The organism is Collinsella sp. LCP19S3_B7 (genome assembly GCF_052121795.1).
In the GTDB taxonomy this organism is placed as follows: Bacteria; Actinomycetota; Coriobacteriia; order Coriobacteriales; family Coriobacteriaceae; genus Collinsella.
Genome location: NZ_JBQKDO010000001.1, coordinates 56,438 through 71,742 on the forward strand (window position 1 = coordinate 56,438; position 15,305 = coordinate 71,742).

Below are 15,305 nucleotides of genomic sequence, written 5' to 3' on the forward strand. Positions count from 1 at the left end.
ACCAAACCGAGCAGCCAGTCTAGCGTAGGGACCTCAGGCCACCGGCTTCCTTGTCGAGCACCGTAAAGCGTACGGCATCCAGGTGCTCCAAGATGCTGATGGCACGTTTGCGCGACACACCCAGCGCCTCGCGCAGCACGCTCGTGGTGGCAGCGCCGCCGGCTGCCTCAATGGCAGCGGCGACAAGCTCGCGCGCATGGGCTTCCGAGATGGCAGACAGGGCAACGTCGCGCTCGACCTTAACGATCGAGCGGTTGAGCGAAAGCTCGCGCAGAGCGCGCGTCATGGTGTCGCGGTCGAGCTGCAGTCGCTCACCCACCTCGGGCAGCGTCGGCGCATCGAGGCCGGCCCCGTCGAGCAGCGCCGCAATGCGCTCACACGCCTCGCGCACCACACGCGCCGCGGCAGCAGCGGAGCGCGGGTCGAACACCTCGGTGCCCTCGGCGGCGCACACGCCACGCGAGCAGCCCTCGGCAATCAGAGCCGCGGCAACGCCTTCATCGGCGGCAGGCCACGCAGCATGGGCAACGGCGCCGGGCGTAAAACCCGTCTCCTTGGGAGCCGCCGCGTGCATGGCAGACAGGGTCGCCGCCAGCACGTCCATGGCGGCATCGAGCACGGCGCCATTCGCATACAACGTGCCGCCCGAGCCGGCAAGCTCGCAAACAACACCTCGCGCCACCAACTCGCCCAGCGCTGCCTCAGCCTCACCGGCAACAAGATCGAGCGCCTCGGCAACATCAGCCGCCGCAACCGGCAGCGCCTGCAGCGCCAGCCACGCGTCTACGCCAACAACGGCATCGCCGGCTTCAAGCGCCGCAAACAGCGCACGCTCGCCGGCCGAAAGCTCGCGCGAGCGACGGCAGCGCGAAAGCAGCACACGCCCGCCGCCGATGAGCATAACGGGCGAATACGACAGCACCACGGCATGGTCTCCGGCGCGCAGCGGCAATGGCTCCTCCAGGCGCACCTGCACGGTACGGGTCTCGCCCACCGCCATGGGGGCCTCGCCCTCCAAAAGCATAACGCGGCCGACGACCTCGGCCGTGCCGGCCATCACGTGCACGCGCGCGCCCGACTCGAGCACGCGCGGCTTGGCGCCCTCGCGGCCCAGGTAGGTAAACGTCATCATAAAGCGCAACGTCTGACCAAAGCGACCCTCCACGCCCAGCATCTCACCACGGTCAAGCGCCGCGACACCGTCACCGACCAGGTTGAGCGCCACGCGTTGCCCAGGCAGCGCGCGCGGCGTATCGCCATGCACCTGAATCCCGCGCACACGACAGACCGTACGCGATGGCAAAGCCATCAGCTCGTCGCCCACCGCAACCGGCGCATCGTGCAGCGTTCCCGTAACGACGGTGCCGACACCCTTGATCGTAAAGCAGCGGTCAATCGGCAGGCGAGACGCGGTATCGCTCCGATCGGAACGGTCGCGGCAAGCATCCCAGCAGGCACTTACCTGCTCGTCGACCACCGCAAGCAGCCCGTCGATCCCCTCGCCCGTCTTGGACGACACGGGCACCATCGGCGCGCCCGCAAACACGGTACCCGACAAAAAGTCATCGACATCGAGCTCGGCAAGCTCGGTCATCTCGGCATCGGCCAGGTCGCACATCGTCAGCGCGACCACCATATGCGTAACGCCCAGCAGCTCCAGCACATGCGCGTGCTCGCGGGTCTGCGGCATCACGCCCTCGACGGCCGAAACCACCAGCACGGCCACGTCGATACCCGTGGCGCCCTGCACCATGGCGCGCAGGTAGTGGGCATGGCCAGGCACGTCGACCAGGCCGACAATCTTGCCACTCGGCAGCGCCAGCTCGCCAAAGCCAAGCTCAACGGTCATACCTCGACGACGCTCAACCTCCAGACGGTCGGGATTCTTGCCGGTCAGCGCCTCGATCAATGCCGACTTACCGTGGTCGACGTGGCCCGCCGTGCCAACGATAACGGGACACTCCACCAGCGCCTGGACCTCACTCATCGAGCAAGCGCCTTCTCAACGCATGCGGCAAGCGTCGACGCCGCCGTCTCGATATCGCGGTCGCCCACGAGCGTACGGACGTCAAACAAAATGCGATCGTGCGAGGTTCGCGTGACGACCGGCGTGTCGAAGTCCTGGACAAGCGAGCGCTTGAGCGCATCGACCGTCAGGCGCGCGTCAACAAGACGCACGGCAACGCACATCGTGGGCAGCTCCATGGTAGGCAGCGAGCCGCCACCGGGGGTCGACGATTCCTCGACGATCTCCACCTGAACGGCGCACGGGCAACCGGCCTTATCGAGCCCGGCGACCATACGATCGCGCAACTTGCGGGCACGTCGCTCCAAATGGGCCTGCGGCAGCGTAAGCATGCTGAGCACCGGAATATCGCGATGGGCAACATCGGCGCCGTCCATGTAGATACGCAGCGTGGCCTCGAGCGCCGTAAGCGCCAACTTGCCCGGACGCAGAGCGCGCATGAGCGGATGTGCGCCGCAGGCCTGGACCAGATCGCGACGGCCCATGATGATGCCCGCCTGCGCCGCGCCCAGCAGCTTATCGCCCGAGCACGACACGATATCGAGCCCCGCCGCGACCGAAGCCGGCGTGGGTTCCTCGCCACCGCACACCAGGATGTCATCGGGCAGGAGCGCGCCCGACCCCTGGTCCTCATAGAACAGCAGGCCATGCTTGTGAGCAAGCGCCGCAAGCTCCCGAGAGCTCACCTCCTCGTGAAAGCCCTCGATACGATAGTTGGAAGGATGGACCTTGAAAATCATGGCCGTATCGGGCGTGATGGCTTGCTCATAATCTGCTAGGTGCGTGCGGTTGGTGGCGCCGACCTCGACGAGCTTGGCGCCCGAAGACGCCATGACATCGGGGATGCGAAAGCTGCCGCCGATCTCGACAAGCTCGCCGCGGCTGACGATGACCTCCTTGCCTGCGGCATGGGTCGCCAGCACCAGCAGCACCGCGGCGGCGTTGTTGTTGACCACAAGCGCGTCCTCGGCACCGGTGAGCGAGCGGATCAGATGCGCGGCGTGTTCCTTGCGCGACCCGCGCGAGCAGGTGTCCACGCTGTACTCGAGCGTACTGTACCCGCGCGCAACCTCGGCCACGGCCTTTGCCGCCGACTCCGCGAGCGGGGCGCGGCCCAAGTTGGTATGGATGACCACGCCCGTGGCGTTGACGGCAGGGCGCAGGCTCGGCAGCGCGGAGCGGTGCGCACGCCACTCGATCGCCGAGGCCAGGTCGCGCTTAGAGCGCGGGACGGCACCGGCGCGAATGGCGGCGCGCTCCTCGTCGAGCTCGGCCGTGACGGCGGCATGCACCACCGCGTCGCAGGTCTCCCCCGCCGCCTTCACTACCGGCCACTCGGCGAGCAGCTCGTTGACGGAGGGAATGGCGCGCAGGCGGGCGCGAACCTCATCGGACATATTCTGGCTATCGCTCATGTGCGGCCTTTCAAAACCAAAGGTGAATCAATCGTTCGAACGTCAAACTATCAGCCAATTCGATCGGCTGAATCAATCAATCGCTATTATCCTCGCGCGGCGACGCCCCGCGGGAGGTCCAACGTCAAACAGACGGTACCCTACGCCTCAGACTTCTTGGCGTAGATAAACCAGTAGCCGAGCGCGACCAGAACCGCACCGCCCACGATGTTGCCCAACGTGGCGGCGGACAGGTTAAACGCAATGCCCGCGGCGTTGAGCGCATCGGCGCCGGCGACGTCGACACCATAGCCGCACGCGTGCATCACGGCACCCATGGGCAAAAAGTACATATTGGCAACGCAGTGCTCAAAACCGCAGGCCACAAAGGCGGCGATGGGCAGCAGAATGCCCACGACCTTATCGACCACGGTCTTGCCGGCGGTACCGATCCACACGGCCAGGCACACAAAGATGTTACACAGGATGCCGCGGAAGAAGATCGTCAGCCAGTCGATCGTCACCTTGCCGGCGGCGACACTCACCATGGAATTGGCGACCGCCTCGCCGTTGAGCTTGTAAACTCCGGCCATGTACACCAAAAAGACGATGAACAGGGCACCGGCAAAGTTGCCAAGCCACACGACGACCCAAGCCTTGAGCATCTGGACCAGGGTGATCTTTTTGCTCTTGAGCGCGCAGACCATAAGCGAATTACCGGTGAACAACTCGGCGCCACACACCAGCACCAGCACCAGGCCCAGGCAAAAGCACAGGCCGCCCACGACGCGCTGGGCACCCCAGCCCAGCGTGCTGTCGCTCAAAAACACCGTAAAGAACAGACCGCCGAAGGCGATAAACGCACCGGCGAACATTGCCAACAGAAAGGCCTTATCGACCGGCAGGTTAGCCTTGGTCACGCCGGCGGCCTCGGTCTTGACCTCGATCGCGGCGGGCGCCAGGCAATCGGGAGCAGGGTACTCCACCTTGGAATCTGCCATGTCAATCACTTCTTTCCTAATCACCAGGGACAAGCGTTGCTACAGCTCCTGTCCCAAGCGGACAAAATGGGAAAAGTCGTTGGCGGCCACGGCGTCGTACACGGCGTCAACGGCGTCAAAGACTTCCGGGGACATGGGGTTGTAGAACTCCGTGTCGCCCGGCTGAATCCCTATGAAGACGATATCATCGCACGATTGCTCGATTTCTTCGATCAGAATCGACAAAGGGAGCGAATGCGTGGTGAGCATCGACTTGCGGACCACATCGCTCTTGTCGAGCAGGCGGATGGTGCCACCTGCTGGGCATGCAGGCCAAAGTCGTCGTCAAACACCGAGATGCCGGCCTTGGCCGACCCGCGAAAACCGCGCTCGTCGAGCAGCGCATCGCAGGCCTCGAGTAGCGACGGCACATGCCAACCATAATCTGCCAGATAATAGCCGGCGTTTCTTGGCCGAGCAATCTCAACCTGAAGCTCAGGTGCAAGTTTCGGTGAAATACGGACTACATGGGCCATAAAAGCCGGAAAACAGTCCGTATTTCACCGCAACTTAGGAGGGGATGTGGGGTCCACGGCAGGTATATGAAAATGCTCTGCTTCCAAAAGGAAGCAGAGCCATTCATCAATCTTATGGAGCGGGCGACGGGAAGTCCAAGGGTTTGCTTCGCAAACCCTTGTTTCGCTGCGGGCCATTGGCCCTTGCGTGCTGCGCTGGAAAATGCTCACGCATTTTCTCAGCTTCGCACCCTGCCGGGTTCGATTCCCGTCGCCCGGCACGCTTATGAAAACGGCTCTGGCACCAAATAGAGCCAAAGCCGTTAAAACTATCCTATGGAGCGGGCGACGGGAATCGAACCCGCGTCATCAGCTTGGAAGGCTGGGGTTCTACCATTGAACTACGCCCGCAAGATATGGTCGGGACGACAGGATTTGAACCTGCGACATCCTGCTCCCAAAGCAGGCGCGCTACCAAACTGCGCCACGTCCCGAAGGTGTTGAGCAGCTAAGGTCTAAACCTTGCGTGTCCCAAAGCGAAGGAAATTATAGGGGAGACTTCTCTCCTGTGCAAGCGACGATACCCTAGCTCCTCGAATGTGCGACAAACTGGCTATGAACCAGACCGATCACAAACGCCACCACAGCGACCGGCGCCCACGCAGCGCCGATATCTGCCAGCGGCAGCGCATCGAACGGCAGCCACGCGCCCGCAAAGAACGCGTCGCGGACCGAGGTGATCACGCTCTGCACCGCGACGACGCCGCCGACCCAGACCCACACCTGCGGATGAGCGTCGCAAAAGCCGTGCACCAGGCCCATAAGCACCAGCACGATGGCAACGGGATACAAGGCGTTGAGCATGGGCACCGAGAACATGAGGATCGCGTCGAGGCCCACGTTGGAGAGCACGCACGAAAACGCCGCGAACACAAAGGCGAGAACCGCGAAGGGACGGCGCACGGCCTCCTCGGAAGCCTCCGCTCCCCCTTCAACCACATACGTCTCGCAGAAGTAGCGCGAGCAGCAGCTGATGAGGCCGATGCACACGTTCATGCAGGCGAGGAAAAAGATTGCAAAGACCACGACCGTGCCGGCAAGACCAAAGTGCATGGAGGCAGAGCGGGCAAGGATGGCGGCGCCGTTGGTAGCGTCGGGTATAACCGTGCCGAGCTGCATGCCGGCAAGCGCCAGGCCGCAGTAGATGATGGCCATGAGCACGCCGGCGATCACACCGGAACGCGAAATCTCGAAGGCCACGCGCTTGTCATCGGTCACGCCCAGCTCGTGGATGGTCTCGGCGATGATAATGCCAAAGGCGAGCGACGCAAGCAGGTCCATGGTCTGGTAGCCGGTCAAAAAGCCCTGCACGGCAGCGCCTGCATCGTAGGGAGCCTGCGGCGCGGCAGCCGGTCCCAACGGCGAGACCACGGCGGCACCCACGACCAGCACGATGAGCGCAATGAGCGCGGGTCCCGTAATGCGACCAAGCACGCGCGTGATAACGCCCGGACGCAGCGTGAGCACAAACGCGACGATAAAGAAGCCAACGGCAAACACCAGGCGAGCCGTGCCGAGCGAGACGCCCTCCGGCAGCAGCGGCACCAGCATCTCGAAGGCCGTGGAGCTCGTGCGCGGAATAGCCAGGCACGGGCCGATGGCTAGATACACCGCCGCAACGAAGAATTCGCCAAACTTAGGATGCACACGCCCGGCCAGCTCGCGCGCCGTTCCGGCAAGCGCCACGGCAATAAAGCCCATGACGGGCAGGCCGATGGCGGCAATCAGAAAGCCGAGCATGGCGAGCGGCGTGGCAGAACCTGCCTGCAGCGCCAACAGCGGCGGAATAATGAGGTTGCCGGCGCCAAAGAGCATCGAGAACAGGGCGATGCCGACGGTAACGACATGGTCGGAGCGCAGGCCGCGCGGGGCGGATGAGGCCATGGGACCACCTTTCGGGTCGAAACAAAAACGGGACGGGCAAAAGACCCGTCCCGCAAGTATATACGCTCTAACAGGCTAAATCGCGGAGCGCGTCAATCGCGGTGTCGACTTCCTCGTCCGTGTTGAAATACCCAAACGAGAAACGAACGACACCCTGACGCTCAGTCCCGAGCGCGCGGTGCATGAGCGGGGCACAATGGGCGCCGGGGCGCGTCGCAATCCCCCACCCCTGCATGAGCGCGTCCGAAATCTGGGCAGAGTCGATATCACCCACGTTAAGCGAAACGATCGCCGAGCGCGTCGGCTGGTCAAAGGCACCGTAGAGCTTAATCCCCGGAATCTCGCGAACACCGGCGAGGAAGCGCTCTGCAAGCGAGCGCTCATGCGCCGCAATCGCCTCGACCCCGCCTTGTGTCTCGATAAAGTCGAGGCTGGCAGAAAGGCCCGCGATACCGTGACCGTTGAGCGTACCGGCCTCCAGGCGCGTGGGCCACTCAAGCGGCTGCAGCTCATCGAAGCTGTGCACGCCCGTGCCGCCCATGGCCCACGGCGCCACGTCAATGCCTTCCGCCACGGCCAGGCCGCCGGTGCCTTGAGGTCCCATAAGCCCCTTGTGGCCGGTAAAGCACACGACATCGAGCCCCATGGCGTGCATATCGATATGCGCCGTGCCGGCAGACTGCGAGGCATCGACGATCACCAGCGCACCTGCCGCATGGGCCATGGCCGCCACGCGCGCAATGTCGACTGCGTTGCCGGTTACATTGGAGGCGTGCGTCACCACCACGGCACGCGTACCGGGCGTGACCAACCGCTCGAGCTCGTCGTAGTCGAGCACGCCGTTCTCGTCGCAGCCCGCATGCTCAACCGCCACACCCTGTTCCGCCGCCAGGCGATTGAGCGGGCGTAACACCGAGTTGTGCTCGAGCACCGTCGTGACCACACGGTCGCCGGGGCGCACCACGCCACAGATGGCGGTGTTGAGTGCAGCCGTGGAGTTGGGCGTAAAGCACACATGGTCCGCTCTCGGGCAACCCAAAAGGCGCGCGAGCTTGGCACGGCAACCGTGAATCGTACGAGCCGCATCGAGAGCACCCGACGTGGCGCCGCGCCCGGCATTGCCGAGCGAGCACATCGCCTGCGTCACGGCATCGATGACCGCCTGCGGCTTATGCATGGTCGTCGCCGCATTATCCAGGTAGATCATCGCACGACCTCCCACATGTCAATCACCGTAAAGCCCTCGGTGGGAACACCAGCTGCGGCAAGCTCGGCGCGCAGCAGCTCCTCATCGGCAGGCAACGCCTTCCACGCCAGACCGCAGCCGGCAGCGACCTCCCCGGGCACGGGAATCGTGCGCCCGGGAAGGCCGCGCTCGATGCATAGGGTCTCGCAGCCCATGGCGGCCGCCGTGGTGGGAAACGTGATGACAAGCGCCGGGCGCTTCTCCCTCATGGCAACTCCAACCAATATGCTACGGGCGCACGACGCGCACGGCCTGCTCCATCTTCTCCACGATCACGTACATGTTAGTGACCTCGCCCACCGCAAGCTGGTCTTTAATGCCAAAGTGGTCCAGGCAGGTACCGCAGGTGAGAATCTCGACGCCCTGCTCGGCCAGGCCCTTCAGGTCATCGAGCACCGGAGAGCCCTCGACGGTGAGCTTGGCGCCGCCGTTGTAGAACAGCATGGTCGCGGGCAGCTCCTCCTGCTGCGTCACGGCAAAGATAAACGCCTTCATGAGCTTGTGGCCCAGCTCGTCGTCGCCGCGGCCCATGCAGTCGGTGTAGACGGAAATGACGAGCTTGCCCTTGCCGGCGCTGGCATCACAGAAGGCAGCACCGTCCTGCTCGGGGTCCGCAACGGCCACGGCACCGGCGGTCGCCACGGTCACGTGCCACTCGGCGTCAGAAACCTTCTCGACCAAGGCTGTGCAGCCCTTCTCCTGCGCCATCTTGGAGATGTTCTTGACGGCGGTCTCGTTATCGACCGAGGTCACGACAACGCCCTCGCCATCGAGCTGCTTGAGCGCCTTAAGCGTCTTGACGACGGGCAGCGGGCAGGCATCGCCCATGGCATTGACTTCAATCTTGGTAGACATAGCATTTCCTTTCGAAAGAACCGTTCTAGAGAACGGTAAACAGTTACATAAACGTGCGGGCTAGCGGACAACGTGGACGGCAGGACCGCCCGGCACCGGCTCGCACACGCGGCCGACGACGGAGGCGATACGTCCTTCGGCATGCATACGGCGCGCAAGCTCATCCACATCGTCAGCAGGCGCCGCGATAAGCAGGCCGCCAGAGGTCTGCGGATCGTACAGCGCATCGAGCATCCCCGGCTCCAGGCCATCGTCGACCGCCACGCGCGGGCCAAAAAAGTCCTGGTTACGGTAGGCGCCGGCAGGGATAATGCCGAGGCGTGCCATGTCGAGCACCTGGTCAAAGAGCGGCACCGCCCCCGACACAAGCTCAATCTGCACGCCCGAGCCCTCGGCCATCTCGCACGCATGTCCGATCAGGCCAAAGCCCGTGATGTCGGTGCAGCCATGAAGCTCGAGGTCCTCGGCCAGACGAATCGGAGCCTCGTTGAGGGTCCGCATCGAGTCGAACATCGGGCTGGCATCATCCTGTTCGATGAGCTCGCCCTTAATGGCCGTAGTGATGATGCCCGAGCCGATCGCCTTGGTCAGCAGCAGAACATCGCCCACGCGTGCGCCGCTGTTGGCGAGCATGTGGTCGAGCGCGACAAAGCCACTCACGGACAGGCCGTACTTGGGCTCGTCGTCGTTGATGGTGTGGCCGCCCGCGATGGCACAGCAGGCCTCGACGCACTTGTCGGCGCCGCCCGCCAGAATCTGGCCGGCAACCTCAACGCCCAGGCAACTGGGTATGCAAAGCAGGTTCATGGCATGGCTCGGCCGCCCACCCATGGCGTATATGTCCGACAGCGAGTTTGCCGCGGCGATCTGGCCAAACAGGAACGGGTCGTCGGCCATCGGTGGGAAGAAGTCGATGGACTGCACGAGGCCCAAGTTATCGCCAACGCGGAAGACGCTCGCATCGTCGGAGGTATCGAACCCCACGAGCAGGTTGTCGTTATGCACATTGGGTAAGTCGCCCAGGACCTGGGCGAGGGCTCCAGGAGCCAACTTAGCGGCTCAACCGCTCGCGGCAGTCATCTGCGTGAGCTTCATGAGATCGTCAGCCATCGATACCTCCTCTCATCGGTCAATCAGTTCCTCCCAGTATACGCATGACGGCGCCGAGAGCGGGCAATTTATCGCACCGGCCCCCTACGCGAGCGCCTGGGCGCGAATGGCCGCGCCGATGGCACCGGCAAAGCGGGCCTGGGGCGAGGTAGTGACCGGCGAGCCCACCAATGCGCCAAGACGCTCGACGACATAGGCGTTTTCGCACAGACCACCGGTCAGATAGTACGGGGCGCCCGCGGCTTGCGAGGCCATGGTCGCCACACGCGACACGACGCTGTCGATCACGCCACGGGCAATGTTCTCGCGCGGCTCGCCGCGGCCGATCAGACTAATGACCTCGCTCTCGGCAAACACCGTGCACATGCTGCTGATCTTGGTGGGCTCGCCGGAACGCGCCAGGTCGGCAGCCACGTCATAGCCAGCCGCTGCCAGTGCCTCGCGCAGCCGCTCGGAAGCATCGACCGAGGAGAACCCGGTTGGCTGCACGCAGGTCCACGTCACCGAATCCACCCCATCGACCACAGCGGCCTTAGCCGCCGTAGAAGCCCTCGAGCTCCTCCTTGAGCAGGCGGCACTCCTCGTACCAGCCTTCACGCTCGTAGGCGCGGTCGCGACCCTGAGGAAGATGCAGAATGTGCGTGCGCTTAAGCTCCCCCAGCAGCTCGTACATCTTCTTCTTGCCGTCGCAGGCGGTCTCGCCGATGATCATGTCGCTAAAGTACGTAAACGGGCACTTTTGCGAGTAGGCAAAGCCGTACGTCGACTTGATGAGCGGGCAGAGGTTTGACGGCAGCACCTTCTCGGCCTCGGGAATCACCTCGTCGGACGTACCGCACAGAGCCACGCTTGCAGCCCCCGCGGCATCGTCGTACGACAGCATCGTGTGCCGTCGTTTAATAAATTGATTGCTTGATTGATAAGAGTTTGTCATCCCTCATTCGGCGAACGGCAAAAACAAAGCCGCCGAGGCTTATATCCCCGACGGCATTACCCGGCGCTATCGACAAACCAAATGGATCCTACTGGCATCAAAATGCATGCGCAGCGTCTCGCCTGCTTGTGGCAGCTCGTCGACAGGCATGCCCACCTTGTTGACCTTCCACTGCAGACGCGTTGGCGCATCGACGCGCGGTACGTCCAGCAGCACCAGCCGCTCAAAGCGCGAATCGCTCACACGGGCCACGTGCAAATCATAGCTATTGCGGCCCCGCTCGGCACGGTTGTCAACATGGAAGTAACTTGCGCGAATGCCCAGGTACACCACATTATCGGGAACCTCGCGACCCACGTTAAAGGTCATGCCCCAGTCGAGCGCCTCAACTTCCTCGGGCCCGATCTTTCGTGCGCGGCTTGTGTTCTTACACCCCGTCAGACGCAGTGCCGCCAGCGTCTGCGGACGGCGGACCACGTCCTCGACGGAGCCGATCTCCTCCACATGCCCGTTATGCATCACGCAGATGCGCTGGCAGAGGCGGCACGCTTCGTCGATGTCGTGGCTCACGTAGAGCACGGTGCGGTTACAGACGTCAAACAGGTCGAGCATGTTCTGCTCGAGGGCGCTCTTAAGATAAGAATCGAGCGCGCTCATGGGCTCGTCGAACATAAAAATGCCCGGATGCGCCGCCACCATGCGGGCGAGCGCCACGCGTTGCTGCTGGCCGCCCGAGAGTCGCGCGGGATAGCGGTCGGCAAAATCGGCCAGACCGAAAATGCCCAGATAGCGCTCGGCGAGCTTTTTGCGCGCGGCGGCGTCGCCCGCATCCTTTACGCCGGCGCATACGTTATCGGCCACCGTCATGTTGGGAAAGAGCTGATAGTTTTGGAACAGCAGGGCACACTTGCGCTCCTGAGGCGACAGGTTGATGCCCGCCGCCGAGTCAAAGAAGGTTACACCGTTGACGACGATCTTGCCCTCGTCGGGCGTCTCCACGCCGGCAATGCAGCGCAGCGTGCAGCTCTTGCCGCAGCCCGAGGCGCCCAGCAGCGCCACACGCTCCTCGCCGGCCTCAAGCTGCATGTCGAGCGTAAACCCGGGATAGTGCTTTTTGATATCCAGAACGAGCGACATGGCCTATCGACCTCCCTGCAAAGCGGCATCATCGCGCATGAGCTCGGCCAGCGCCTCGCGATCGATACGCAAGGCATCGCCGCCCGCCGGGTCGAGCGAATCGCCCTGTCCGGCGAGATCTTTGGCCTGCTTGCGCTCCGCACGGGAAAGGCCGCGCTCGCGATACTTTTGCGAATGAGCGGTGTACATATTGATGAACAGAATGACCAGGAAACTGAACATGATCACGACGGCGACCCAAAAGAGGGCCACCGACGTGTTGCCGCCCATCCATTCAAAGTAAATGGCGATGGGAATGGTCTGCGTAATACCGGCGTAGTTGCCCGCAAAGAACAGCGTGCAGCCAAACTCGCCCATCGCGCGGGCAAAGGCGAGCACCGTGCCGGCGGCGATGGAGGGCCAGCCGAGCGGCATCATGAGCTTGGCAAAGATGCGACGTTCGGACCATCCCAAGGTTCGCGCGGCGTCGAGCATCTGCGTGTCGAGGCTCTCGAAGGCACCAAGTGCCGTACGGTAGACCAGGGGAAACGACACCACCACGGCAGATATCACCGCCGCCGGCCACGTAAAGACGATCGAGACGCCGTGCGCGATGAGCCACTGGCCCACCCCAATCGAGCGGCCAAACAGCATGAGGAGCAAAAAGCCGCAGACCGTGGGCGGCAGCACCATAGGAATCGTAAAAACCGAATCGAGCAGGCCCTTGATGCGACTCGAGGTACCCATAGTCTTCCACGCGGCAAACAGGCCCAGCGCAAAGGAGATCAGCAGGGCAAGGCCGCTCGTTTTAATGGACACCCAAAACGGGCGATAGTCGATGTCGCCCAAGAAGGCTGCGGCGCGCTCCGCCAGCGACGGCGGCACCGTCGTCGACACGTCCGCATACCGCACGAGGGCGGCGTTATCGCTCCACAGGACGCCGTCACCCAAATCTAGCTCGGCATTCGCGGCGTCGGCGGCATTCACTACCGTGTAGTAATCGCCGTTGCCGCCCTTCACCTTAAACTGATAGCGGTAATCGCTTTGCACCAGCGCGTTATCCGAGGTAAAGACCCATTCGAGATTAGAGTCCTCCAGCAACGCCCCACCCATGGAGTGCGACTTGTCGAGCCCCACGAGCATCTTCTTGAGCGCCTTTTGGTCATCTGCCTTTGAGATGTCGAGCCCCGCGTCTTTGGCGGCATGGGCGTCGAGCCAGACCACGATGCTCTCAGGCGTCGTCACCGTCACGAGGGTCGTCTTCTTGTAGATAGGAAAACGGTAGCCCTCGGGCTGACCCGCAAACGAACGGGCTGTGCCCTTGGCATTGCGCTCAAACGCGTTGAGGCCAAACCCGACGCCATCGATAAGCGCGGAATCTTCGGTCGCCTGGCGGCCATCGGCGGTGGTGAAGAGTGCCTCGGCCCGAGCAACCCCGGGCGGTGCGGTCAGCACGCACAGAACCGCAGCCAGCACGGCGAGCAGGCGAATCGTTTTCCTTGACACGGGCGACTCCTCAAACACAGGGCAACGGCGCGCGGACACGCCGGTTCAATCAAAAGGGCGGGCGATCGCGAGAACGCCCGCCCTCAAGCATATCGTTATGCAGCGATGTTGCGAACTACGCGGTAAGCTCAAAGCCGTACTTAGCCCAAATCTTCTGGGCTTTCTTGTTGGTCAGGCAGAAGTCGATGAACGCCTTGGCCTCGTCGGCGTGCTCGGAGCTATCGGCGACAGCGCCGGGATACACGATGGGCTTGTGCGAGTCCTCGGGGCACACGAAGGCCTCCTCGATGCCGTCGTAGCGGAAGATATCGGAGCTGTAGACAAAGCCAGCCACGCAATCGCCCGTAGAGACGTAAGACGCAGCGGTGCCGACCTTGTCGGCCAGAGCCACCTTGTCGGCGAAATCGGGTGCATACTCGCCGTCGTCGCCCTCGGTGCCGGTGTAGAGGCCCACGGAGGCCAGGGCCTGGTTGGCGTACTTGCCAGCGGGAACGGTCTTGGCGTCGCCGATGGCAATCTTGCCGTCCAGGTTCGCGACGTCGGCGATGGCCTCGACCCTGGTGTCAGAGCCCTCGGCGCGAATGATCACGAGGTCGTTGACGAACATGTCCTCACGCGTGTCGGCGTCGACGAGCTCGGCGGTCTCAGCGTCATCCATGGTGCCCTTGGAAGCGGTGATGAGCACGTCGACGGCGGCACCGGCGCGCATCTGCTCGACAAGGTCGCCAGACGCCTTAAACTGCGTGTCGGCAAACGTAGTGCCGGTCTGGTCGGTATAGAGCTTCTGAGCCTCGGGCAGGGCCTTCTCGAGCGAGTTGGCAGCAAAGACTTGCAGATCAACAGCCTTCTTGGAAGATGCCTTAGAAAAACCGGCATCGGAGCCAGTCGGCCCAGACGTCTTGCTGCCGGAACAGCCGGCAAGCCCAAGGCCGGCAGCGGCGACAGCGGAAAGTGAAACGAACCCGCGGCGAGAAACCGTATCGAACATGTTCAACCCTTTCGAACGCTACGCCCGGGCACCCCGCCGCAAGCTTTATACTGTTACTAGATTATACTTTTGCGCGAATAGTGTTTGTGATAAATATTTCTCGTCTAATAACTTTCCTTTACCGGTAACCACGAGACGGACCGCACTGTCGCTGCATAAAAAAGGCGGAGCAGCCCGTAAGGTCACTCCGCCGCAGGTAATGCGCTTATTTGGTGTGCCCGCCCCCCGCCGTCATTTGAGCTGCGTGCTCCAGCTGGTCACTCACAGCCTCCCAGCTTTCGCGGGCTGCTTTCGTTGATCCCGGAAAGTTGATGACAAGCGTATGCCCCCGCTGCATGCACACGGCGCGCGAAAGCATAGCGCGGCGCGTCTTGGTCATGGAGTACGCACGGATTGCCTCTGCAATGCCCGGTACATCGCGGTCGCAGACGGCACGCGTCGCCTCGGGCGTCACGTCGCGCATCGAAAGGCCCGTGCCGCCGCAGGTGAGCACGACATCGGCGTGGCACTCATCGGCCGCTTCCACAATGGCATCACCGATCTCGCTGACGTCGTCGCGCACGACCACATGTGAGGCGACCGTCCAGCCCTGCGCCGCGATGAGTTCCTCGAGCGCAGCACCCGCCTCGTCCTGGGCAAGATCGCGCGTATCCGAGCACGTCACAATCGATATCTTCAGCTCCATAGCATT

Annotated in this window: 15 protein-coding genes and 2 tRNA genes; all 17 read right to left on the reverse strand. The window is 63.1% G+C overall.

The genetic code is table 11. From position 1 onward, the window contains the following. Nucleotides 1-19: 19 nt before the first annotated feature. Nucleotides 20-1,987 (reverse strand): selenocysteine-specific translation elongation factor, encoded by a 1,968-nt coding sequence (gene selB / locus ACTQW0_RS00240; RefSeq protein WP_441566355.1) that lies wholly within the window; start codon nt 1,985-1,987, stop codon nt 20-22. Further along, nucleotides 1,984-3,441 carry an L-seryl-tRNA(Sec) selenium transferase gene (gene selA, locus ACTQW0_RS00245; RefSeq protein ID WP_441566357.1) on the reverse strand — a complete coding sequence of 486 codons (1,458 nt, stop codon included), beginning with the start codon at nt 3,439-3,441 and terminating at the stop codon, nt 1,984-1,986. The genes selB and selA overlap by 4 nt, the downstream gene beginning before the upstream one ends. Before the next feature lie 140 nt (nt 3,442-3,581). Continuing rightward, nucleotides 3,582-4,421, reverse strand: a complete 840-nt coding sequence (locus tag ACTQW0_RS00250) for a formate/nitrite transporter family protein (protein ID WP_441566359.1) — start codon at nt 4,419-4,421, stop codon at nt 3,582-3,584. Between the two features lie 39 nt (nt 4,422-4,460). After that, nucleotides 4,461-4,709 carry a hypothetical protein gene (locus ACTQW0_RS00255; RefSeq protein ID WP_441566466.1) on the reverse strand — a complete coding sequence of 83 codons (249 nt, stop codon included), beginning with the start codon at nt 4,707-4,709 and terminating at the stop codon, nt 4,461-4,463. Nucleotides 4,710-5,252: 543 nt separating this feature from the next. After that, nucleotides 5,253-5,326 (reverse strand) — tRNA-Gly (locus tag ACTQW0_RS00260). Between the two features lie 6 nt (nt 5,327-5,332). Beyond that, nucleotides 5,333-5,409, reverse strand: a tRNA-Pro gene (locus tag ACTQW0_RS00265). A gap of 91 nt (nt 5,410-5,500) precedes the next feature. Then, entirely contained in the window at nt 5,501-6,859 is a 1,359-nt protein-coding gene (gene brnQ / locus ACTQW0_RS00270) for a branched-chain amino acid transport system II carrier protein (protein WP_441566361.1), read from the reverse strand. Between the two features lie 67 nt (nt 6,860-6,926). Beyond that, nucleotides 6,927-8,066 carry an aminotransferase class V-fold PLP-dependent enzyme gene (locus tag ACTQW0_RS00275; RefSeq protein ID WP_441566363.1) on the reverse strand — a complete coding sequence of 380 codons (1,140 nt, stop codon included), beginning with the start codon at nt 8,064-8,066 and terminating at the stop codon, nt 6,927-6,929. Next, nucleotides 8,063-8,314 (reverse strand): DUF3343 domain-containing protein, encoded by a 252-nt coding sequence (locus ACTQW0_RS00280; protein ID WP_427795782.1) that lies wholly within the window; start codon nt 8,312-8,314, stop codon nt 8,063-8,065. The genes ACTQW0_RS00275 and ACTQW0_RS00280 overlap by 4 nt, the downstream gene beginning before the upstream one ends. A gap of 19 nt (nt 8,315-8,333) precedes the next feature. Next, nucleotides 8,334-8,960, reverse strand: coding sequence for a sulfurtransferase-like selenium metabolism protein YedF (yedF, locus tag ACTQW0_RS00285; protein WP_441566365.1), 627 nt, complete (start codon nt 8,958-8,960; stop codon nt 8,334-8,336). A gap of 60 nt (nt 8,961-9,020) precedes the next feature. Further along, on the reverse strand, nt 9,021-10,070 hold the full coding sequence (selD, locus tag ACTQW0_RS00290) for a selenide, water dikinase SelD (protein ID WP_441566367.1): 1,050 nt from the start codon (nt 10,068-10,070) through the stop codon (nt 9,021-9,023). A gap of 84 nt (nt 10,071-10,154) precedes the next feature. Beyond that, nucleotides 10,155-10,595 carry a BadF/BadG/BcrA/BcrD ATPase family protein gene (locus ACTQW0_RS00295; protein WP_441063155.1) on the reverse strand — a complete coding sequence of 147 codons (441 nt, stop codon included), beginning with the start codon at nt 10,593-10,595 and terminating at the stop codon, nt 10,155-10,157. A 7-nt stretch (nt 10,596-10,602) separates the two neighbouring features. Next, on the reverse strand, nt 10,603-10,953 hold the full coding sequence (locus ACTQW0_RS00300; RefSeq protein WP_441053915.1) for a 2-hydroxyacyl-CoA dehydratase: 351 nt from the start codon (nt 10,951-10,953) through the stop codon (nt 10,603-10,605). A 117-nt stretch (nt 10,954-11,070) separates the two neighbouring features. Further along, nucleotides 11,071-12,141: a sulfate/molybdate ABC transporter ATP-binding protein gene (locus ACTQW0_RS00305; protein WP_441566370.1), complete on the reverse strand. Its 1,071-nt coding sequence runs from the start codon at nt 12,139-12,141 to the stop codon at nt 11,071-11,073. Nucleotides 12,142-12,144: 3 nt separating this feature from the next. Beyond that, a complete protein-coding gene (gene modB / locus ACTQW0_RS00310; protein WP_441566372.1) occupies nt 12,145-13,626 on the reverse strand; it encodes a molybdate ABC transporter permease subunit in 1,482 nt (493 codons plus the stop codon). Nucleotides 13,627-13,741: 115 nt separating this feature from the next. Continuing rightward, nucleotides 13,742-14,614 carry a molybdate ABC transporter substrate-binding protein gene (gene modA / locus ACTQW0_RS00315; protein WP_441566374.1) on the reverse strand — a complete coding sequence of 291 codons (873 nt, stop codon included), beginning with the start codon at nt 14,612-14,614 and terminating at the stop codon, nt 13,742-13,744. Between the two features lie 205 nt (nt 14,615-14,819). Beyond that, the gene (locus ACTQW0_RS00320; RefSeq protein ID WP_441566376.1) at nt 14,820-15,299 is read right to left on the reverse strand and encodes a MogA/MoaB family molybdenum cofactor biosynthesis protein; all 480 of its coding nucleotides are present in this window, start codon (nt 15,297-15,299) and stop codon (nt 14,820-14,822) included. Nucleotides 15,300-15,305: the final 6 nt, after the last annotated feature.

Coding starts and splice junctions, on each gene's coding strand:
- selA (WP_441566357.1), bottom strand. CDS start 3,441: ATGAGCGATAGCCAGAATATGTCCGATGAGGTTCGCGCCCGCCTGCGC.
- ACTQW0_RS00275 (WP_441566363.1), bottom strand. CDS start 8,066: ATGATCTACCTGGATAATGCGGCGACGACCATGCATAAGCCGCAGGCG.
- selB (WP_441566355.1), bottom strand. CDS start 1,987: ATGAGTGAGGTCCAGGCGCTGGTGGAGTGTCCCGTTATCGTTGGCACG.
- yedF (WP_441566365.1), bottom strand. CDS start 8,960: ATGTCTACCAAGATTGAAGTCAATGCCATGGGCGATGCCTGCCCGCTG.
- brnQ (WP_441566361.1), bottom strand. CDS start 6,859: ATGGCCTCATCCGCCCCGCGCGGCCTGCGCTCCGACCATGTCGTTACC.
- ACTQW0_RS00250 (WP_441566359.1), bottom strand. CDS start 4,421: ATGGCAGATTCCAAGGTGGAGTACCCTGCTCCCGATTGCCTGGCGCCC.
- ACTQW0_RS00280 (WP_427795782.1), bottom strand. CDS start 8,314: ATGAGGGAGAAGCGCCCGGCGCTTGTCATCACGTTTCCCACCACGGCG.
- modA (WP_441566374.1), bottom strand. CDS start 14,614: ATGTTCGATACGGTTTCTCGCCGCGGGTTCGTTTCACTTTCCGCTGTC.
- ACTQW0_RS00305 (WP_441566370.1), bottom strand. CDS start 12,141: ATGTCGCTCGTTCTGGATATCAAAAAGCACTATCCCGGGTTTACGCTC.
- ACTQW0_RS00300 (WP_441053915.1), bottom strand. CDS start 10,953: ATGCTGTCGTACGACGATGCCGCGGGGGCTGCAAGCGTGGCTCTGTGC.
- ACTQW0_RS00320 (WP_441566376.1), bottom strand. CDS start 15,299: ATGGAGCTGAAGATATCGATTGTGACGTGCTCGGATACGCGCGATCTT.